This is a genomic window from Sphaerisporangium sp. NPDC005288, from assembly GCF_040607475.1.
Lineage (GTDB): Bacteria > Actinomycetota > Actinomycetes > Streptosporangiales > Streptosporangiaceae > Sphaerisporangium > Sphaerisporangium rhizosphaerae.
Genome location: NZ_JBEXGT010000013.1, coordinates 160,459 through 179,856, shown reverse-complemented (window position 1 = coordinate 179,856; position 19,398 = coordinate 160,459). Strand labels below are relative to the sequence as shown.

General features: G+C 71.1%; 19 protein-coding genes. 5 read left to right on the top strand and 14 right to left on the bottom strand.

Annotation, left to right across the window (positions count from 1 at the left end; translation table 11 throughout):
• Positions 1-182: 182 nt before the first annotated feature.
• On the bottom strand, positions 183-353 hold the full coding sequence (locus tag ABZU32_RS15240) for a hypothetical protein (RefSeq protein ID WP_354852421.1): 171 nt from the start codon (positions 351-353) through the stop codon (positions 183-185).
• A gap of 166 nt (positions 354-519) precedes the next feature.
• Here ABZU32_RS15240 and ABZU32_RS15235 point away from each other — a divergent pair, with 166 nt between their 5' ends.
• Together ABZU32_RS15235 and ABZU32_RS15230 are read left to right on the top strand one after the other, a co-directional pair.
• On the top strand, positions 520-1,176 hold the full coding sequence (locus tag ABZU32_RS15235; RefSeq protein ID WP_354922208.1) for a TMEM175 family protein: 657 nt from the start codon (positions 520-522) through the stop codon (positions 1,174-1,176).
• 341 nt (positions 1,177-1,517) lie between these two features.
• Positions 1,518-2,582, top strand: a complete 1,065-nt coding sequence (locus ABZU32_RS15230) for a mannosyltransferase family protein (protein WP_354922205.1) — start codon at positions 1,518-1,520, stop codon at positions 2,580-2,582.
• A gap of 90 nt (positions 2,583-2,672) precedes the next feature.
• Here the strand turns inward: ABZU32_RS15230 and ABZU32_RS15225 are convergent, their stop codons facing one another.
• From ABZU32_RS15225 to pdxH, 4 genes are all read right to left on the bottom strand, one after another.
• Positions 2,673-4,901 (bottom strand): SpoIIE family protein phosphatase, encoded by a 2,229-nt coding sequence (locus ABZU32_RS15225; protein ID WP_354852404.1) that lies wholly within the window; start codon positions 4,899-4,901, stop codon positions 2,673-2,675.
• A 168-nt stretch (positions 4,902-5,069) separates the two neighbouring features.
• Positions 5,070-5,774: a metal-dependent transcriptional regulator gene (locus ABZU32_RS15220; RefSeq protein WP_354852403.1), complete on the bottom strand. Its 705-nt coding sequence runs from the start codon at positions 5,772-5,774 to the stop codon at positions 5,070-5,072.
• A gap of 320 nt (positions 5,775-6,094) precedes the next feature.
• On the bottom strand, positions 6,095-7,357 hold the full coding sequence (locus tag ABZU32_RS15215) for an MFS transporter (RefSeq protein WP_354922202.1): 1,263 nt from the start codon (positions 7,355-7,357) through the stop codon (positions 6,095-6,097).
• A gap of 96 nt (positions 7,358-7,453) precedes the next feature.
• Complete coding sequence (gene pdxH / locus ABZU32_RS15210) at positions 7,454-8,110, bottom strand: pyridoxamine 5'-phosphate oxidase (RefSeq protein ID WP_354922199.1); 657 nt, start codon at positions 8,108-8,110, stop codon at positions 7,454-7,456.
• Between the two features lie 170 nt (positions 8,111-8,280).
• Between pdxH and ABZU32_RS15205 the strand changes: the two genes are divergently transcribed.
• Both ABZU32_RS15205 and serC read left to right on the top strand, forming a co-directional pair.
• Positions 8,281-9,387 carry a citrate synthase 2 gene (locus ABZU32_RS15205; RefSeq protein ID WP_354852398.1) on the top strand — a complete coding sequence of 369 codons (1,107 nt, stop codon included), beginning with the start codon at positions 8,281-8,283 and terminating at the stop codon, positions 9,385-9,387.
• A 210-nt stretch (positions 9,388-9,597) separates the two neighbouring features.
• Positions 9,598-10,716 (top strand): phosphoserine transaminase, encoded by a 1,119-nt coding sequence (serC, locus tag ABZU32_RS15200; protein WP_354852396.1) that lies wholly within the window; start codon positions 9,598-9,600, stop codon positions 10,714-10,716.
• A gap of 21 nt (positions 10,717-10,737) precedes the next feature.
• On the opposite strand, the gene ABZU32_RS15195 is transcribed toward serC, so the two are convergent.
• The 9 genes from ABZU32_RS15195 to ABZU32_RS15155 all read right to left on the bottom strand — a co-directional run bounded on the left by ABZU32_RS15195 (position 10,738) and on the right by ABZU32_RS15155 (position 18,746).
• On the bottom strand, positions 10,738-11,148 hold the full coding sequence (locus ABZU32_RS15195) for a BlaI/MecI/CopY family transcriptional regulator (protein ID WP_354852394.1): 411 nt from the start codon (positions 11,146-11,148) through the stop codon (positions 10,738-10,740).
• Positions 11,149-11,253: 105 nt separating this feature from the next.
• Positions 11,254-11,895: a rhomboid family intramembrane serine protease gene (locus ABZU32_RS15190; protein WP_354852392.1), complete on the bottom strand. Its 642-nt coding sequence runs from the start codon at positions 11,893-11,895 to the stop codon at positions 11,254-11,256.
• A 180-nt stretch (positions 11,896-12,075) separates the two neighbouring features.
• Positions 12,076-12,840, bottom strand: a complete 765-nt coding sequence (locus ABZU32_RS15185; protein ID WP_354852390.1) for a crotonase/enoyl-CoA hydratase family protein — start codon at positions 12,838-12,840, stop codon at positions 12,076-12,078.
• Positions 12,841-12,871: 31 nt separating this feature from the next.
• The gene (locus ABZU32_RS15180) at positions 12,872-13,645 is read right to left on the bottom strand and encodes an SDR family NAD(P)-dependent oxidoreductase (RefSeq protein WP_354922196.1); all 774 of its coding nucleotides are present in this window, start codon (positions 13,643-13,645) and stop codon (positions 12,872-12,874) included.
• A gap of 48 nt (positions 13,646-13,693) precedes the next feature.
• Positions 13,694-14,035, bottom strand: a complete 342-nt coding sequence (locus ABZU32_RS15175) for an STAS domain-containing protein (protein ID WP_354852388.1) — start codon at positions 14,033-14,035, stop codon at positions 13,694-13,696.
• 85 nt (positions 14,036-14,120) lie between these two features.
• A complete protein-coding gene (locus ABZU32_RS15170) occupies positions 14,121-14,873 on the bottom strand; it encodes an ABC transporter ATP-binding protein (protein WP_354922193.1) in 753 nt (250 codons plus the stop codon).
• Positions 14,870-15,634, bottom strand: a complete 765-nt coding sequence (cbiQ, locus tag ABZU32_RS15165) for a cobalt ECF transporter T component CbiQ (protein WP_354852384.1) — start codon at positions 15,632-15,634, stop codon at positions 14,870-14,872. The genes ABZU32_RS15170 and cbiQ overlap by 4 nt, the downstream gene beginning before the upstream one ends.
• The gene (locus tag ABZU32_RS15160; RefSeq protein ID WP_354922190.1) at positions 15,634-16,692 is read right to left on the bottom strand and encodes an energy-coupling factor ABC transporter permease; all 1,059 of its coding nucleotides are present in this window, start codon (positions 16,690-16,692) and stop codon (positions 15,634-15,636) included. Before ABZU32_RS15160 ends, cbiQ begins: the two co-directional genes overlap by 1 nt.
• 272 nt (positions 16,693-16,964) lie before the next feature.
• Positions 16,965-18,746, bottom strand: a complete 1,782-nt coding sequence (locus tag ABZU32_RS15155) for a glycosyltransferase family 2 protein (RefSeq protein WP_354922188.1) — start codon at positions 18,744-18,746, stop codon at positions 16,965-16,967.
• A gap of 169 nt (positions 18,747-18,915) precedes the next feature.
• Between ABZU32_RS15155 and ABZU32_RS15150 the strand changes: the two genes are divergently transcribed.
• Positions 18,916-19,290: an STAS domain-containing protein gene (locus tag ABZU32_RS15150; protein ID WP_354852378.1), complete on the top strand. Its 375-nt coding sequence runs from the start codon at positions 18,916-18,918 to the stop codon at positions 19,288-19,290.
• The last annotated feature ends 108 nt before the right edge of the window (positions 19,291-19,398 follow it).

The following is a 19,398-nucleotide window of genomic DNA, read 5'->3' as shown; positions in this document are numbered from 1 at the left end:
GCGGGCGTCGCGACCTCATGACCGCGACAACTCTAGCGTCGCGCCATCCAGCGCGTCCTTGTAGTAGCGATCACGGGGGCCGCCGGGCGTCGGATCGAATGTCGGCCACCTGGCAACGAAGGTTGATCTTCCCGATGATGATCACGGGTGAAATAGCGATCAAGTGCGGAGTATGACGCGGGTCAGCGCTGGGTCTGGGTGTAGAGGGCGAGGATCACGATGACGAAGGTGATCATCACTCCGGCGTAGGCCACCGGGCCGAGTCTGATCATCTTGCGGAAGCGGTTCAGCCCCCAGGCGAAAAGGAACGCCAGGAAGACCAGCAGGATCAGCCCGCCGTTCTCCATCGCCACCGCCCTCCGGATCGCCCGTGCGCGCCGGGCCCGCCCGCCCGGCGGCGCCACGCGGCACCTCGCCCGGGAAGGGCCCGCACGCCACTCTAGCCGCGATCAGGCCGCCCCCGGCGGCACTCTTGCCTGCCCTCCCCACAGGTGTCGCGTCCGTGGCACACTTCACCCCGTGCCGGATCTGAACAGGACGCACGTCCAGGAGAGCCCCCACTTCACCGACGAAGAGGACCGGCGGCACGTCCGCGACCGCCTGATCTTCTTCTCCGACGCGGTGATCGCCATCGCGATGACGCTGCTCGCGCTGGAGCTGCCCGTGCCGTCCGGGGAGACCAACGCCGAGGTCTGGCGCTCGTTCGTGGAGCTGCTTCTCGGGGAGTATCTGAACTTCGTGATCAGCTTCGGGGTCATCGCCGCGTTCTGGCTGGCCCACCACCAGTTCTTCCGCAAGATCCACGTGGTGGACACCGCGCTGCTGCGCTACAACCTCGGCTGGCTGTTCCTGATCGTGGTGGTGCCGTTCGCCACCCGGGTGAACAGCGAGGGCGGCCTCGTGCTGGGCCCGGTGCTGTACGCCGTCGTCATCAGCGCCATCGCGCTGCTCATGGTGCTGATGGCCCGGCACGCGACCCGCGCCGGCCTGCTGCGTCCGGGGACGGCCCCGCACGCGCTGCGGAGGTTGCTGGTGGGCGCCGGCACGGCGGCGTCGGTGTTCCTGCTGTCGATCCCGGTGAGCTTCGCCGACCCGTCGCGAGGAAGGTACTTCTGGCTGCTGACGATCGTCGCCTCGAACGTCACCCGCCGCGTCGTCGACCGCCGGTACCCCTGACCCCGGTCAGGCGTGGTCCTGGCCGGCGCTCGTCGACGATGAGCGGATCTCCGGTGAATCCCCACTACGGCGGCGTGTGGCACTGATCACGCGGTGGGAGTGGATTTCTCCGCGGAAGGTCCGACCCGTCATCACCTCTACTGTCTCCCGCGACAAAAGTCGTCACCTGCGGCTTTCGGGGATCAGTGGTGACAGTGGGCCGGTACAGGCACATGACCAACAAGCGGGCCGGATGGAAACGTGCGGCCGTGAACCGGCGGGCGGGGGCCCGCCCATGTGACGGCGGTGGGCCGGGCGTCACGGGCGTACGCGACCGGATCGCCCCGGCCCCCCGCGCCGCGATGATCACTCGCTCCGCCAGGCGGGACGCGCTGCTGCTGTGGCTCGGTTCACGCGTGGGGATCCTGGTGTCCACGCTGCTCGGCGTGACGCTCGGCGAGTACGTGAACAAGTGGCAGAAGTGGGACGTCGTCCTGTTCACCACGATCGCCCAATACGGCTACGACGGCGATCCTGCCAAGCCGCACGACCCCGGGCTGCCCGCGTTCTTCCCCGGGCTGCCGCTGCTGATGCGCATGGTCCACCTCGTCGTCCCCGACTGGACGGCGACCGGGATGCTGATCTCGCTGGCCGCCGGCGCGGTGGCCATGATGGCGCTGGCCCGGCTGGCCGAAGCCGAGGGCGCCCACGGCTGGATGGCGGTGCTGGCGCTGCTGCTCTTCCCGACGGCGGTGTTCCTGGCGGCGGGCTACAGCGAGTCGCTCTTCCTCGCCTTCGCGATCCCCGCCTGGCTGGCCGCCAAGCGGGCCCGCTGGCCGCAGGCCGCCATGCTGGCCGCCGGAGCCTCCTGCGTGCGCGTCACGGGGTTGTTCCTCGCGCTCGCGCTCATGGTGGAGTTCTGTACGCGCCGGAAGTCGCCCCGGCGGGCGGGGTGGCTGGTGCTGCCCCTGGCTCCGCTGGTGGCGTACTCGGCCTACCAGTACGGCAGGTCGGGAGACTGGCTGGCCTGGAAGCACGCCCAGGAGGCCGGGTGGGGACGCGACTTCGCCTGGCCATGGGAGGCATGGCGGATCTCCTGGCGCGAGGCCACGGGATCGGGCGACTTCGCGGCCTCGTTCAAGATGGAGATCGCCGGGGCGGTGGTAACCGTCTGCGTGCTGGTCTGGCTGCTCGTGCTGCGCAGGTGGAGCGAGGCCGTCTACACCGGAGGCCAGGCCGTGGCCCTGCTGACGTCGGCGTACTACCTGTCGATCCCGCGCTCGCTGCTGCTGTACTTCCCGGTGTGGGTCCTGGTGGCCAAGATCGCCACCGGGAGGGCGTGGGTGATGACGCTCTACGCCCTGATCCTCGGCCCCCTCATGCTGCTGCACTCCGCGCTCTTCCTCAGCGGGGCCTGGGCGGGGTGACCATGTCACGGCGGCCCGGCGCGCTCCCCGCAGGCGCCGCGCGCCGCGCGCCGACCCCGGTGAGCGGCCCTCGATGGACCCGCGGGCCGCTCAGCGGCCCTTGGTGGGGATCTCGAACCAGACGGCCTTGCCCTCCTTGGTGGGACGCGAGCCCCAGCGGCGGGCGAGCTGGTCGACCAGGTACAGGCCGCGGCCGCCCTCGTCGTTCTCGCCGGCGCTGCGGATGCGCGGCAGGCGGAGATCCTGGTCGAAGACCTCCACCCAGATGGACTCCTCGCCCCGGCGCAGCCGCAGCGTGAACTCCTTCTCGTTGACGATGTCGTTGTCCAGCCCCGGAACGTCCCAGGACTCGTCGAACGGCAGCGGCGGGCCGTCCAGCACCAGCTCGCGGCGCGGGACGCTGGCGCTGGCGGCGTGCAGCACGACGTTGGTGACGACCTCGGAGACCAGCAGGCAGGCCAGCTCGACCCGGTCTTCGGGGACGTCCCAGCTCGCGAACGCCTCCGAGGCCATGCGCCGGGCCTCGCCAACCATGATCGGCTGGGCGGGGAAGGTGCGCTCCTCGAACTTGAGCTCCTTGCCCGCGGAGCGGATCACCAGGATGGCCATGTCGTCGTCGATCTCGCCGGGGACCGCGACGGTGGCGGCGTCGGCGACGCGCTCGACCGACTCGGCCGAGGCCTTGGCGACCTTCTCGCACAGGATGCGCAGCGTCTCTTCGTCGCTGAGCGGCGCCTCGCCGGACTCGCGGGCCGGGCGGCGGTCGACCAGGCCATCGGTGTAGAGCAGGAGGGCGGCGCCGGGCGGCAGCACCCGCGTCTCCTCCTTGTAGACCAGGTCGGCGTGCATGCCCTTGGCGTTGACGCCGAGCGGCTGGCCGACCTCGGAGATGTCGAGCTCGGTGACCACGCCGTCGACGATGAGCAGCGGCGGGGAGTGCCCGGCGTTGGCGAAGGACAACTGGCGCGACCACGCGTCGTACACCAGGTACTGGCAGGTGACGATCGGCGGGGTGCTGACGTCGGTGCCGTAGTCGTCGCGCTCGGGCGCGGCGATGATGCGGGTCCACTCGTTGAGCCGCGCCAGGATGTCGGCCGGGGACTTGTCGTCCTGGGCGAAGGCGCGCAGCGCGGCGCGCAACTGGCCCATGACGGCCGCGGCCTTGGCGCCGCGGCCCTCGACGTCGCCGATGACGATGCCGACCCGCCCCGCCGACAGCGGGATCACGTCGTACCAGTCGCCGCCCACCTGGGTCTGGATGCCCTGGCCGTGCGAGGCGAGCGGGGCGGCGGGGTAGTAGCGGACCGCGATCTCCAGGCCGTCGAGCTGCGGCAGCTCGCGGGGCAGCAGGTACTTCTGGAAGGACTCGGCGGTGTGGCGCTCTTCCTCGAACAGCAGCGCGTTGTCGACGGCGATGGCGACCCGGGTGGCGATGGCGCCGACGAAGTCGCGGTCGAAGGCGTCGTAGTGCGGCGAGCGCCGGTCGGTGAGGTTGGACATGCCGAGGTACATCAGGCCGAGCGTCTCGCCCCGCGCGCACAGCGGCGCGACGATGGCGGAGGTCATGCCGATCTCGCTGCAGAGCCTGGTGGCCTCCTCGCTGGGCGAGGGGTAGCTCATCGTCGCGAAGTCCTCGACGATGATGGTCTCCTGCCGGCGCAGCGCGATCTCGGCGTAGTGGCCGGCGGGGTAGCGGATCTCGGACCCGATGGGGCGCCAGGTGCCCGGCGGGGGCGTCCACCCCTTGACGTGGGTGGAGACCTTGCGGACCAGCCGGTCGCCCTCGGACAGCTCGATGAAGCAGTGGTCGGCGAACTGGGGCACCAGCATCTCGGCGACGCGGTTGAGCGTCTCTTCGACGTACAGGGAGCCGGCCAGGCGCTCGCCGATGCGTTCGAGCAGGCCGAAGCGGTCTTTCTCGCGTTCGTTGCTGCGCATCGCCTCGCGGGCGGTGATGACGATGCCGGTGACCGAGCCGGAGGGGTGCCGCAGGGGGACGGCCTGCGCACGGACGTAGATGATGGTGCCGTCGCCGCGCACCACGTCGAAGGTGCCCTCCCACACGCCGCCCTTGAGGACGTGCTTGGCCAGCTCGACGGCCAGGGGGTGGTCCTTCTCCATGATGCCCAGGGACAGGACGGTCGGGTCGGCGGCGCCTGGCCTGTCGGGGCTGCCGAACAGGCGTTCGGCGAACGGGTTCCAGTAGAGCACGTTGCTGAACCGGTCGGTGACGACCACGGCCATCTCGGCGTGGTCGAGGACCGACTCGGGCGTCAGATGGTCGGCCGCGTCCTGCGAGAGGTCCCCCCATCGCTTCATCGGGCGGCCGCCCCTCGGAGAGGGGCATGGGCGAAGGCGACCACGTGCGCTCCTGCAACAGCCTCGGCGGTCAGGCGACGACCGGCCGGAGGCTCGGGGAAGGCGGGGCTGAGGGACAAGGGAAAGGGAGACCCCCCACTGAGATGCAAGCGATCACGCTCTGACCGGTCAGCGCCGGGAGACGAAGACGTGCGCGGCGACATCGCGCGGGAACTCCGCGGGCGTGTTGTGCGCTTCATCGTCACCTGTCACCCGTACACCGTCGTCGCTCGCCGCGAGCGTCACCTCGCGTCCGGGTTGTATCCCAACTTGCTTGAGTTTAAGCATCACAGCAGGATCACTTTGCACTTGTTCGCTAATTCGCCGCACGACTACGGGTATGCCTCTGGGCCCGGCGAGATCGGCCATGGCCGAGATCACCTCATCGGCGGACGAGTCGGACTCTTTGACGCCCAGTTCGTCCAGACCTGGGATGGGGTTGCCGTGGGGGCAGACCACCGGGTTGTCGAGCAGGGTGACCAGGCGGGACTCCACCGACTCGGACATGACGTGCTCCCAGCGGCAGGCCTCGACGTGCACCTCTTCCCAGGGAAGGCCGATGACCTGGGTGAGCAGGCACTCGGCCAGGCGGTGCTTGCGCATCACCCGCGTGGCGAGCGTGCGCCCGAGGTCGGTCATGGTCAGGTGACGGTCGCCCTCGACGCGGACCAGGCCGTCACGCTCCATGCGGGCCACCGTCTGGCTGACGGTGGGGCCGCTCTGCTGCAGCCGCTCGGCGATGCGGGCGCGCAGAGGGGTGATCCCCTCCTCCTCCAACTCGAAGATCGTACGGAGGTACATCTCGGTGGTGTCGATCAGGCCGTGTGCGGTCAAGGCTCCTCCCCTCCCAAGTATCGATGCTACGTCGGGCTCCCGTGGGCCACGGCCGTGTCCGCACAGGCCGATGGCGCTGTCTCCCGGGAACGGATCGGCGTCCGGACAGAGCTTACGCAGACCTACCGACACAACGGTGCGAGACGGGGAACGACGACCGCGGCGGCGGCAACATGTGACTCCTTCTCTAGGATCGCATCCTTCGCCAAGCGCGTCGCCTGAACCCACGGAACCTGATCTCGCAGGACAGGTCCGCGCCGGCTCCCTCGACGGCCGCGCGCCCCCGGCGGCGCCGCCCGTCCCGGCCGGCCGCGCCGGGATCAGCGCCGCGCGAGCCCGTCGCGCACCGCGTCGTAGTTGCGGAACGCCGGGATCGAGAGCCCGGCGACCAGCACGATCGCGGCGCACAGCAGCCCGCCGCCCGCCCAGGCCGGCACGAGCCCGAAGGCGCCGGCCGTCGCGCCGGCCCGCAGGTCACCAAGGCGGGGACCGCCGGCGACCACGACCATGAACACGCCCTGCATGCGCCCGCGCATCTCGTCGGGGGCGTAGGTCTGCAAGATCGTCTGCCGCCAGACCGAGGAGACCAGGTCGATGGCTCCGCCGACGGCGAGCAGCGCCACGATCAGCCACAGCGGCTGCGCCAACGCCGCCGCCGCGACGGTGAGCCCCCACAGCGCGATCACGATTGTCAGCGCCACGCCCTGGCGGCGCACCCTGCCGACCCAGCCGGACACCAGTCCGGCCGCGACGGCGCCGATCGCCAGGCTCGCCGACAGCCAGCCGAACGCGACCGGCGACCCGCCGAAGCGCTCGGCCGTCAATTCCGGGTACAGGGCGCGGGGCAGGGCGAAGGCCATGGCGATGATGTCCACGACGAAGGACATCATCACGATCGGCCGGGTGGCGATGTACCGCAGGCCGTCCACGACCGACCGCAGGCCCGGCCGGGACACCTCGCCGACAGGGGCCAGGCGGGGCAGCCGGACGGCGGCGTAGAACCCGGCGCCGAACAGCAGGGCGTCGATGAGGTAGGCCGCGGCGTATCCGGACCTGGCCAGGACGATGCCGGCGAGCAGCGGGCCGAGCACCGTCCCGACGCTGCTGACCAGGAAGTTCAGGGTGTTGGCCGCGGCGACGCGCTCGGCGGCCACCAGCCTCGGGATGATCGCGCTGCGCGTCGGCGAGGTGACGGCGAAGCCGGTGGACTGGACGGCGACGATGGCGAGCATCAGGTACACGTTGTTCAGCCCCGCCCAGGCGTGCAACAGCAGGGCGGCCGTCGCCAGCCAGGCGACCACCGAGCCCATGAGCAACAGCTTGCGGCGGTCGACGGCGTCGGCGACGGCGCCGCCCCACAGGCCGAAGACGACCAGCGGGATGAGGTTGGCCGGCCCGAGCAGGCCCACCCACAGGGAGGAGTGGGTGATGTCGTACACCTGGGCGCTGACGGCCACCGAGGTGAGCTGGAAGCCGATGAACGAGACACCCTGCCCGAGCAGCAGCCGCCGGTACGGGGCGACGCCCAGCGGGCGGGTGTCGACGGCGACACGCTTCAGCGCCGACTGAAGGACGAGCGCCATTTCCACCTCACCAACCCGGACATTTGAGAAATCTCCGGACACATTACCCAGGTTGTGGGGGTGAGCGGTTCAGAGGGAGGGGGTGCCGACCGGAGGTCAGGGGGCCAGCCGCTCCACCAGCCACACCCCGCCCGCGCGGCGGTAGCGCAACCGGTCGTGCATGCGGTCGACCTGCCCCTGCCAGAACTCGACCTCCGCCGGGACCACGCGGAACCCGCCCCAGAACTCGGGCATCGGCGGCTCCTCCGGCCAGCGCTCGGCGAGCTGGCGGTAGCGGTCGTCCAGCTCCTCCCGCGACCGCACGACCGCCGACTGCCGGGAGGCCCAGGCGCCTATGCGAGAGCCGTACGGGCGAGAATGGAAGTAGGCGGCGGAATCCTCCCGCGGCAGGCGCACCACGGTGCCCTCCACGCGCACCTGGCGGCGCATGGGGTGCCAGGGGAACACCAGGCAGGCCCGGGGGTTCTCCGCCAGGTCGCGGCCCTTGCGCGACTCGTAGTTGGTGTAGAAGACGAAGCCTTCCTGGTCGTATCCCTTGAGCAGGACGGTCCTCGCGGCCGGGCGGCCCCCGGCGGAGGAGGTGGCGAGCACCATGGCGTTCGGCTCGGGGAACCCCGCGTCCACGGCGTCGGCGAACCATGACGCGAACTGCGTCACAGGGTCGGCGGCGAGATCGGCCTCGCTGAGCGGCAGGCCCTCGTACGTACGGCGCAGCGCCGCGAACGGCGGCGGCGGGCTCGATGCGGCATCCACAGACCGGTATTCTTCCGCGTCCGGCGCCACAGCCGAAGTCGCACCCCCCACCAGGGCGGATCGCGTTTCGGTGGGCCCTGCGGCAGAGCACCCACGCCGAGGGGGTTGAATATGACCCGCCGGTATCTCGACATCAAGGCTTTGACTTCAAGAAAGGGAGGCGGCCGAGAATGTCCGACTTCAAACCCGGGCTCGAAGGCGTAGTAGCGTTCGAGACCGAGATCGCGGAACCGGACAAAGAAGGGGGCGCCCTGCGTTACCGGGGCGTCGACATCGAAGAGCTGGTCGGCCGCGTCTCCTACGGCAATGTGTGGGGCCTGCTCGTCGACAACAAGTTCAAGCCCGGCCTTCCTCCGGCCGAGCCGTACCCCATCCCTGTCCACTCCGGTGACATCCGCGTCGACGTCCAGAGCGCCCTGGCCATGCTGGCCCCCGCCTACGGCTTCCGCCAGCTCCTCGACATCGACGAAGACCAGGCCCGCGACGATCTCGCACGCGCCTCGGTCACCGCGCTGTCGTTCGTCGCCCAGTCGGCCCGCGGCCTGGGCCTGCCGATGGTCCCGCAGTCGCGCGTCGACGAGGCCGACACCATCGTCGAGCGCTTCATGATCCGCTGGCGCGGTGAGCCCGACCCCAAGCACGTCAAGGCCATCGACGCCTACTGGACCTCCGCCGCCGAGCACGGCATGAACGCCTCCACCTTCACCGCCCGCGTGATCGCCTCCACCGGCGCGGACGTCGCCGCCGCCCTGTCGGGCGCGGTGGGCGCGATGTCGGGCCCGCTGCACGGTGGCGCCCCCGCCCGCGTGCTGCACATGATCGAGGAGGTCGAGCGCATCGGCGACGCCGAGACCTACGTCAAGCGCGCGCTGGACTCCGGCGAGCGTCTGATGGGCTTCGGCCACCGCGTGTACCGCGCCGAGGACCCCCGCGCCCGCGTGCTGCGCCGCACCGCGCAGGAGCTCAACGCCCCCCGCTACGAGGTCGCCTGCGCACTGGAGAAGGCCGCCCTGGCCGAGCTGCACGCCCGCAAGCCCGACCGCGTCCTGGCCACCAACGTGGAGTTCTGGGCCGCGATCATGCTGGACTTCGCCGAGGTGCCCCCGCACATGTTCACCTCCATGTTCACCTGCGCCCGCACCGCCGGGTGGGCGGCGCACATCCTGGAGCAGAAGCGCACGGGCAGGCTGGTCCGCCCAAGCGCCAAGTACGTCGGCCCCCCGCAGCGCTCGATCGACGACGTTCCCGGAGCCGACGAGGTCGCCGGCAAGAACTGACCCCGCCGTCCGCACGGGAACCGGTCACGCCCTCCGGCGAAGCCGGCCACCGACGCCGCGCCCGCACAGGGCCCGCAGCCGCAGGTTGCGGGCCTTTCGCGTGCCCGCCGCCCCGGCGGCCCGCCCGCCGAGTCTCAGGCGACACGCCCACCGGGTCTCAGGATCCGGACCGGCGACGTGAGCACCGGGGCGGCTCACTACCCTGGTTAGGTGGCTGACATCGAGATTCCCGCTGAACTGAAGCCCGCTGACGGCCGTTTCGGCTGCGGGCCTTCCAAGGTACGCCCCGAGCAGCTGGCCGCCCTGGCCTCCGCCGGCGCGAGCGTCATGGGCACCTCCCATCGCCAGAAGCCGGTCAAGAACCTCGTCCGCCGGGTGCGCGAGGGCCTCACCGACCTGTTCTCGCTGCCCGAGGGGTATGAGGTGGTGCTCGGCAACGGAGGCACCACGGCGTTCTGGGACATCGCGGCCTTCGGGCTCATCAGGGAGAAGTCCCAGCACCTCCACTTCGGCGAGTTCTCGTCGAAGTTCGCGGCCGTCGCCGCCAAGGCGCCCTGGCTCGCCGAGCCGACCGTGATCAAGTCCGAGGTGGGCAGCCACCCGCGGGCCACGCCCGAGGCCGGCGTGGACGTCTACGCGCTCACCCACAACGAGACCTCCACCGGCGTGGCCATGCCGATCAAGCGCGTGGCCGACGACGAGTCGCTCGTGCTCGTCGACGCCACCTCCGGGGCCGGCGGCCTGCCCGTCGAGGCCGGGGAGTTCGACGTCTACTACTTCGCGCCGCAGAAGAGCTTCGCCTCCGACGGCGGCCTGTGGATCGCCCTGTTCTCCCCCCGCGCCCTGGCCCGGGTGGAGGAGATCGCCGCGACCGACCGGTTCGTGCCCGAGTTCTTCAGCCTGCCGACCGCGATCGACAACTCGGTCAAGGACCAGACCTACAACACCCCGGCCGTGGCCACGCTGTTCCTGCTCGCCGACCAGATCGAGTGGATGAACCGCAACGGCGGCCTGGCCTGGACCACCGCGCGCACCGCCGACTCGGCCGGGCGGCTGTACACCTGGGCCGAGAAGACCTCCTACACCACGCCGTTCGTCGCCGACCCCGCCCAGCGGTCCAGCGTCGTCGGCACCATCGACTTCGCGCCCGAAGTGGACGCCGCCGAGGTCGCCAAGGTGCTGCGGGCCAACGGCATCGTCGACACCGAGCCCTACCGCAAGCTCGGCCGCAACCAGTTGCGCGTCGCGATGTTCCCGGCCATCGACCCGGCCGACATCGAGGCGCTGACGGCCTGCGTGGACCACGTGGTCGAGCGGCTCCAGGGCTGACAGGCGCCCACTCACCGCCCGTCAGGACGAGGGCGGGGGCACCCAGCCGGGCCCGGTGATGGGGGGCGGCGCGCCGGTGCGGCGCGCCAGCTCCTCCAGCAGGCGCAGGGCGTCGTCCAGTTCGACGCTCTGCGCGAAGCACGACAGCACCGGGGCACGGTCGTCGGTCTCGGCCAGGGCGGCCAGCATGACCGCCGTGACGTGCTCGTCGCGGCTGCGCCGGGCGGAGTAGCGAAAGGCCTTGCGCTCGGCGGTGCGGCTCAGCAGGCCCTTCCTGACGAGCCGTTCGGCGACGGTCTGCACGGTGGTGTACGCGAGCGGCCGTTCGGCGTCCGCGTTGAGCTTTCCCTGCACCTCGCGGACGAGCAGGGGGTGGGCCGCGTCCCAGAGCACCTCCATGATGGCGCGCTCCAGTGAGCCCAGGCTATTCACGCCGACATTGTGGCCCACGGGCACCCGCCATGTCAGTTGCCATCGTTCATCCCGCGTTTTCTCCGCGGTGGCGACCGGCGCCGTTCCGCCGTCGGTCTTCGGTGTTCACGCGAGCGCCGCCGCGCGCCTCCTGCGGCGCAGCGTCCAGGCCGCGATCACCCCGCCGACCAGCCCGAACAGGTGGGCCTGCCAGGAGATGCCGGGCTGGCCCGGCAGCACGCCCCAGATGAGCGAGTAGTACAGCGCGGCGACGCCGATGCCGAGCGCGATGTCCAGCAGGTGCCGGTCGAACAGGCCCCGCGTCACGACGTACCCGAAGTAGCCGAACACCAGCCCGCTCGCCCCCAGCGTCACCCCGGGCGGGCTGACCAGCCACACCCCCAGGCCGCTGACCACGATGATGATGACGCTGGCGAGGACGAAACGCCCGAGGCCGCGCAGCGCGGCGAGGAAGCCGAGGATGGCCAGCGGCACGGTGTTGGCCATCAGATGGCCGAAACCCGCGTGCAGGAACGGCGCGAACAGGATGCCGCTCAGGCCGTCCACCTGGTGCGGGCGGATGCCGTACTGGTCCAGGTTCTCCGGCAGGACGTAATCGACCACCTCGACCGCCCACTCGACGCACACCAGGAGCGCGATGACGATGGCGGCGCCGAGAGCGCCGGTGACCAGGTCGACCACACGCCGGCGTACCTTCTCGCCCGAGGTGGCGCCCGGAGCTCTCACTCTGGTCGCGTAGTCGCTCATCGTTCTCCTCGCAGCGGGACCTGGAACGCTTTTTGTCCTCCCTTTACCGTACGCGGACCGTGTTTAACCCGCGATTTCCGATGCACGCGAAAAAGGCGCATGTTCCGGGTATCGGATCATGCGCCTTCCGCGCCGCCGGCGCTGATCGCCGGCGGCGTGACGATCATTTCCCTGAGACGATCACTCGCCCGTCCAATTGGGCGCGCGCTTCTCGGCGAACGCCGCGGCGCCCTCCATGGCGTCCTTGGACCCGAAGACCGGGTTCATGATCGCCGACTGGTGGGCGAACATCTCGTCCAGCGACCAGTCGGCCGACTCGACCAGGATGCGCTTGGTCGCCAGCAGCGACAACGGGGCGTTGGCGGCGATCTTGGCGGCGAACTCCTTGGCCGCGGCGAGCGCGCCGCCGGGCGGGGTCACCCGGTTCACCAGGCCGAGCTCGGCCAGCCGCGCGGCCGGGTAGAAGTCACCGGTGAGGGCGATCTCCATGGCGATGTGGTAGGGGATGCGGCGCGGCAGGCGCATCACGCCTCCCGCGCCCGCCACCAGGCCGCGCTTGGGCTCGGGCAGGCCGAACTTCGCCTCCTCGGAGGCGATGACGATGTCGCAGGACAGCACCAGCTCGAACCCCCCGGCCAGCGCGTACCCCTCCACCGCCGCGATGATCGGCTTCTTCGGCGGCGCCTCGACCAGGCCGCCGAACCCGCGCCCCTCGACCGCCGGGAAGTCTCCGCTCAGGAACCCCTTGAGGTCCATGCCCGCGGAGAAGTTGCCGCCGGCGCCGGTCAGGACGTACACCGAGACGTCCTTGCGGTCCTCCAGTTCGTCCAGGGCGGCCACCACGCCGCGCGCGACGGCGCCGTTGATGGCGTTCCTGGCCTGCGGCCTGTTGATCGTGATGACGGCGATGCCGCCGTCGACCTCGACGAGAACCTCGTCAGACACCCTTACCTCCGGTTCGCGGATACGAGCGGGCTCACTTGGGCTGGAAGCGGATCCCGCCGTCGAAGCGGATGACCTCGCCGTTCATGTAGTCGTTCTCGACCAGCGACCGCACCAGGTGGGCGAACTCCGAGGCCCGGCCCATGCGCTTGGGGAAGGGCACCGGCGCGTACAGCTTGGCCTTGAACGCCTCGGCCTCCGGGCCCGACCCGTAGATGGGCGTGTCGATGATGCCCGGGCAGATCGTCAGCACCCGCACGCCGATCGCGGCCAGGTCGCGGGCGGCCGGCAGCGTCATGCCGATGATGCCGCCCTTGGACGCGGAGTAGGCCACCTGGCCGGTCTGGCCCTCCAGGCCGGCGACCGACGCGGTGTTGATCACCACGCCGCGCGCGCCGTCGGCGTCGGCCGGCTCGGTCCTGGCCATGGCCGCCGCGCCGATGCGCATGAGGTTGAAGGTGCCGATCAGGTTGACGTCGATCACCTTGCGGTAGCTCGCCAGGTCGTGCGGCGAGCCGTCCCGGCCCACGGTGCGCGACGCCCAGCCGATGCCGGCGCTGTTGACCACCGCGCGCAGGGGCTTGCCGGTCGCCACGGCGGCGTCCACGGCCGCCTGGACCGAGGCCTCGTCGGAGACATCGGTCTGCACGAAGACGCCGCCGAGCTCGTCGGCGATCGCCTTGCCGCGCTCGGTGTTCAGGTCGGCCAGCACGACGGTCGCGCCCGCCGCCGCGAGCTCGCGCGCCGTGGCCTCGCCGAGGCCGCTGGCGGCGCCTGAGATGATTGCTGCTGCTCCGTTCAGGTCCATATCCCGGACCTTAACGTGGCAACCGAATGAAGTTCTACTGGGGGTGGCTCAAATCTCGGCCGAGATGGCGGCGTCGACGTCAGGATAAACCTTGATGCGCCGGTCGAGACCGGTCGTGCGCAGGATGCGCGCCACCGGCGCCTGCGGGGCCGCGAGCGACACCCCGCCGCCCTCGCCGGTCGCCAGGCGCCACGCCTCGATGAGCACCGACAGGCCGCTTGAGTCCATGAAGGACAGCGAGGCGAGATCGAGCACCAGGCGGCTGCTGTCCTGCTTGATCGCATCACGCACCTCGTCGCGCAGGAAGGGCGCGGTGAACAGATCGAGCTCGCCCTCGACAGCGACGACGACGGCGTCTCCGAACGCGCGCCGCGCCAGCCGCAACTTCATGTGGAACCTCCTTGCGGGGCCCACTTTAGTCCTGACGGCGCGGCGACGGGCTCAGTACGCCACAGCATCGCCGCTTGAAAGCGGATCAGAGCGGCTGAGGAGCCACCGCGAAGCCGAACGGGAGCTCCAGGCGATGGGCGGCGAGCAGGTCGGGGTCGGCGAGGATCTCACGGGTCGGCGCGTCGGCCGCGATGACCCCGTCCGACAGGATCAGCGAGCGCTCGCACAGTTCGAGGGCGTAGGGCAGGTCGTGGGTGACCATCAGCACGGTGACGTCCAGGGAGCGCAGGATCTCGGCCAGCTCGCGCCGCGAGGCCGGGTCGAGGTTGGACGACGGCTCGTCCAGCACGAGGATCTCCGGCTGCATGGCCAGCACCGTGGCGACCGCGACCCTGCGGCGCTGCCCGAACGACAGGTGGTGCGGCGGCCGGTCGGCGATGTCGGGCAGCCCGACCTGCGCGAGCGCCTCGTTCACCCGCAGCTCCAGCTCGAAGCCGCGCACGCCCATGTTGGCCGGGCCGAACGCGACGTCCTCGCGGACCGTGGGCATGAACAGCTGGTCGTCGGGGTCCTGGAAGACCAGGCCGACGCGGCGGCGGATCTCTCCCAGGTTGTCCTTGCGCACGGGCAGACCGGCCACCTCGACCTCGCCGTGCCCGGCGGTCAGGATGCCGTTGAGGTGCATGACCAGGGTCGTCTTGCCCGCGCCGTTCGGGCCGAGCAGCGCGACCCGCTCGCCGCGCCCGATGGTGAGGTCGACGCCGTAGAGCGCCTGGGTGCCGTCGGGGTAGGCGTAGGCCAGTTCGCTGACGCGCAGGGAAGGTGGCGGATTGCTCACGTGAGACTCCAGGACAGTACGGCCGTCGCCAGAGCGGCCATGGGAAGCAGGGAGGCGGTCGCCCAGCTGCGCGCCGAGGCGCGCAGGTTGTCGATGACGGGCATGGACCCCGTGTAGCCCCTGCTCAGCATCGCCAGGTGCACGCGCTCGCCGCGCTCGTAGGAGCGGATGAACAGCGCGCCGGCCGACTTGGCGATGACCGGCAGGTGGCGCACGTCGCGGGCCACGAAGCCCCGCGCCTCGCGGGCGACGCGCATGCGGCGCATCTCGTCCAGGATCACGTCCATGTAGCGCAGCATGAACATGGCGATCTGCACGAGGGTCTGCGGCAGGCGCAGCCGCTGCGCGCCGAGCAGCATCGTGCGGGGCTCGGTGGTCGCGGCCAGCAGGATGCTGGCCACGACGCCGAGGGTGGCCTTGGCCAGGATGTTCCAGGCCGACCACAGGCCCGCGGAGCTGAGCGACAGGCCGAGCACCTCCACGCGCTCACCCAGGCCGATGATCGGCAGTGCCACCGCGAAGATCACGAACGGCACCTCGATGACCATGCGGCGCAGCAGGAACCTCGCCGGCACCCTGGCCACCGCGGCGACCGCGGCGAGCAGCAGGGCGTAGACCCCGAAGGCCCAGAACGCCTCCCGCGGCGTGGCGACCACCACCACGGCGAACGCCGCGACCGCGGGGAGCTTGCACTGGGGCGGCAGGCGGTGGATCACCGTGTCGCCCGGCCGGTAGAGCTGGTGGGTGTGCCCGGCGCCCATCAGGCGCTCACTTTGTCACCGTCGAGCCGGCCCTCGGCCTCGCCCTGGCGGTTGCGGCGCCGCACCACGTAGAAGATCGCACCGCCGGCCAGCACCGTGATGCCGACGCCGGCGACGCCGGCGACGCCCACCGACAGCCGCTCGTCCTGCACGCCCTTGACGCTGTAGTCCGACAGCGGCCCGCCGCCGAGGGAGTGGCCGCGCTCGTTGACGTTCAGCCCCTTGTCGCCGGCGACCTTCTCCAGCCCGTCGGGGCTGCTGGAGGCGTAGAAGGAGACCACGCCGGCCAGCAGGACGGTGACCAGGGCGCCGCCGATGAGCAGCGGCCGCAGGCTGCGGGACGGCGCGGGCGCGGGCCCGCCGGCGACCTCGGTGCTGGCGCCGTCGGCGGTGCGCAGCACCAGCTTGGCCTTCAACCCCTTCGCGCCGTAGACCAGGTCGGGGCGCACGGCCAGCACGCTGCTCACGGTGAGCGCGGTGATCAGGCCCTCGCCGAGACCGATGAGGACGTGCACGCCGCCCATCGCGATCGCGACCGAGGACACGTCGATCGGCGCGGTGCCGCCGATCCAGAACAGCAGGGTGAAGCCCATCGCCGCGACCGGCACCGAGACGGCGGCGCCGATGAAGGCCGCGACCGGGATGGCCGCGCGGCTGCGGGGGGCGCTGCGGACGATCAGGCGGAACACCGCCCAGCCGACGACGGAGGTGACGATGGCCATCAGGGTGATGTTGACGCCGAGCGCGGTGAGGCCGCCGTCCGCGAAGAAGAACCCCTGGACGAGCAGCACCACCGCCACGCACAACACGGCCGTGTACGGCCCTACGAGCACCGCGGCCAGTGTGCCGCCGAGAAGGTGGCCGCTGGTGCCGGCCGCCACGGGGAAGTTGAGCATCTGGACGGCGAAGATGAACGCCGCGACGAGGCCCGCCATCGGGGCGGTGCGGTCGTCGAGTTCGCGGCGCGCGCCGCGCAGGCAGACGGCCAGGCCGGCGGCGGCGAAGGCCCCCGCGCCGATGGAGACCGCCGCGTTGAAGAAACCGTCTGGTACGTGCACCAGAGCCTCCGAGGTGGGATCGAGTCGTGCCAACTCTAAGCCATTACCTCGTAGCTGCAAGAGACTGGCAAGAACGACCTAAATGCTGGGGCGTCGCCCTCTCACTGGTAGGGGTGGGCGCCACCCCTTATGTGGCCCCAGAGGTACATATCCGTGGCCGCCCCCAAGTGAAGCCCCCTACTCGGTGCGGGCTCGGCCGAGGTTCGGCCGGCCGGAAACCACCTCGCCGTCGCGGGCTCCGCCGCGGTCGGCGGCCGGGGTCAGCGGGCGAGTCAGCGGCCGATGCGGATGGTGCGGCGCACGACCGCTCGCGGGCCGCGGGCCGAGACGGTGACCACGAGCCTGCGGCGGATCTTGGACGCCCGCGCGGTGGCCGTCCAGCGCCTGCGCCCCCGCCACCAGGCCATCCCCGGCCCGAGCCCGGCGACCTCGATCTCGCCGACCTGCACGGGGTAGCGCAGCGGCGGCCCGCCGAGGTCGAGCTCCAGCTCGGCCTCCCAGACGCCCGTGGCGTCGAGCGAGGAGGTGGCGGTGAACCCCGCCGCGCCGGCGGCGGTCACCGGGACCCGCCGCTCGCTGCCGGAGGAGCGTTCGCGCCAGACCACCTGGCGGGCGCGGCCGGCGACCGCGCACCCCTCCCCGACGGTCACCGTGCCCTCGATGGTCAGCGACCCCTTGCCACCCCACGCGGCGCGGGTCAGCCGCGCCGCCCCGGGGACCGCCGCCACATGGCCGCCGATGTCGATGGTGAGGTTGCCGTGCGGGCGGGTGAAGTAGGGCACCGCTATCGCGCCGGTCAGCCGGACGGCGGGACAGGCGACCCCGGAGTCGCGGTCGGCGCCGAACCGCGCCACCCGGCGCACTCCCTCGCACGCCAGCACGACGTACATGTCCCACACTCCGGGGGGCAGGTGCGAGACCTCGACCCCGGCGGCGAAGACGTCCGCCACCGAGGTCACCGGCACCCGCCGCTCGGCTCCCGTGGAGCGTTCCCTGAGCAGCAGACCGACCGCCACGCCGTTCCAGGAGTCCGACAACGACGCGCGGCCCGAGATCTCCAGGCGGTGCCCCCTCCATTCGAGGGCGGTCAGGCGGCGGCGCAGCACGGCGGTCTCGACCCGGGCGAGCCGTTCGAGCCGCGCGGCGTCCCCCAGGGAGGCGGCGCGAAGCCGGTCGATGGGGCGCAGCCGTTCGAGCACGCCGTCGGTCAGCCACGCCGCGCACATGTCGGACACCTCCCCGGCGATGGCACGGCGCCGCGCGGCGTCCGCGTCCAGGAACGGCGCGCCGAGCTGGGCCAGGATGTCGAAACGGAAGTGCCGGCGCATGAGGTGGTCGCGCAGCGGCCCTTCGGGGATGTGGCGCGTCATCAGCTCGATGGGCGTGCGGATCATGCGCAGCCAGGCGAGCGGGTCTCGGCTGCCGGGCTCCTGCATGATGCTGGTGCCGTCCGGGCGGGCCGTCAGGTGGTAGCAGTCGTGGTCGGCGACCACGGAGATCGTGCGCGCGTGGCAGTAGGCGTGCACGGAGAAGACGATGTCCTCCCCCACGCGCAGCGACTCGTCGAACCGGATCCGGTGGCGGGTCAGCAGCTCGCGCCGGAAGAGCTTGAAGCAGGTGAGGGTGTTGTAGACGGTGCTCTCGCCGAGCGGCGCGTGGTCGCGGTTCTCCCGGAACATGGAGGTGGGCACCGTGCGGCCGTGCCCCACCATCTTGCCGAGCACGATGTCGGAGCCGTTGCGCTCGGCCATGGCCACCATGCGCTGGAGCGCCTCGGGACCGAGGTGGTCGTCGGCGTCGCAGAAGAAGACGTAGCGCCCGCTGGAGTGCGCGATCGCGCGGTTACGCGGCCGGGCCGCGCCGCCGGACGGCTGCTGGTGCCAGACCCGTATCTCGGGGAACTTCTCGGCATAGTCGGCGAGCAGCTCGCGGCTGCCGTCGGTGGAGCCGTCGTCCACGACGACGATCTCCTTGCTCACGGCCTGGGTGAGCAACGACGTGAGGCACCGGTCGAGGTAGGGGCGGCAGTTGTGGACGGGCACCACGATGCTCACGTCGACACGCCGACTACTTTCCGTCTCCATTGCGATTCATTATGTAACCGATGACCCGCGCCTGGCGGCGCAATCACCGCGTTGGCATCACCCGTTTTACCTGCTCATTTGGCCGCGCGGGCTTATTACCCGTTTGTCGGGGTAGCCCGGCCCCGACGGAGGTGACGAGATGGCATATCCGGCGCACGAAACGGGATTGCACATCAGTGAACGACTCGACGGACAATGCGTCATCGTTCAGATCGACGGGGAACTCGACATGAGTGCCGTGCCGCGCCTGCGCGCGGAGCTCGACCACGCCATAGAGGGGGTGCGCCCTCCTTGCCTCGTGCTCGACCTGACGCGCACGAGCTTCTGCGACTCCCTGGGGTTGGGGCTGCTGGTCAACACCTACAACCGGGTTCGCGAGATGGGCGGGAGACTGGCGCTGGCGGTGACGCCCGGCATGATGGTCTCGAGGTTGCTGACCATCACCCATCTGGACCACCACTTCGACACCTACCAGAGCACGGCGGACGCCGTGGCGACGGTGCAGGCGGCATGACGCGCCGCCTACGGGCGACGACCGGGTGATGGACGCGCGGCCCGCACGGGCCGCGTCGGACGGATGCGAGGGTGGGCGCGAGCTGTTACGCTCGTGCACTTGACATGT

Bases quoted from the DNA above. Each gene is read 5' to 3' on its own strand.
- ABZU32_RS15150 (WP_354852378.1), top strand. From the start codon at position 18,916: ATGGCATATCCGGCGCACGAAACGGGATTGCACATCAGTGAACGACTC.
- ABZU32_RS15205 (WP_354852398.1), top strand. From the start codon at position 8,281: ATGTCCGACTTCAAACCCGGGCTCGAAGGCGTAGTAGCGTTCGAGACC.
- ABZU32_RS15175 (WP_354852388.1), bottom strand. From the start codon at position 14,035: ATGAAGTTGCGGCTGGCGCGGCGCGCGTTCGGAGACGCCGTCGTCGTC.
- ABZU32_RS15215 (WP_354922202.1), bottom strand. From the start codon at position 7,357: ATGGCGCTCGTCCTTCAGTCGGCGCTGAAGCGTGTCGCCGTCGACACC.
- ABZU32_RS15190 (WP_354852392.1), bottom strand. From the start codon at position 11,895: ATGAGCGACTACGCGACCAGAGTGAGAGCTCCGGGCGCCACCTCGGGC.
- ABZU32_RS15180 (WP_354922196.1), bottom strand. From the start codon at position 13,645: ATGGACCTGAACGGAGCAGCAGCAATCATCTCAGGCGCCGCCAGCGGC.
- ABZU32_RS15230 (WP_354922205.1), top strand. From the start codon at position 1,518: ATGATCACTCGCTCCGCCAGGCGGGACGCGCTGCTGCTGTGGCTCGGT.
- ABZU32_RS15225 (WP_354852404.1), bottom strand. From the start codon at position 4,901: ATGAAGCGATGGGGGGACCTCTCGCAGGACGCGGCCGACCATCTGACG.
- cbiQ (WP_354852384.1), bottom strand. From the start codon at position 15,634: ATGGGCGCCGGGCACACCCACCAGCTCTACCGGCCGGGCGACACGGTG.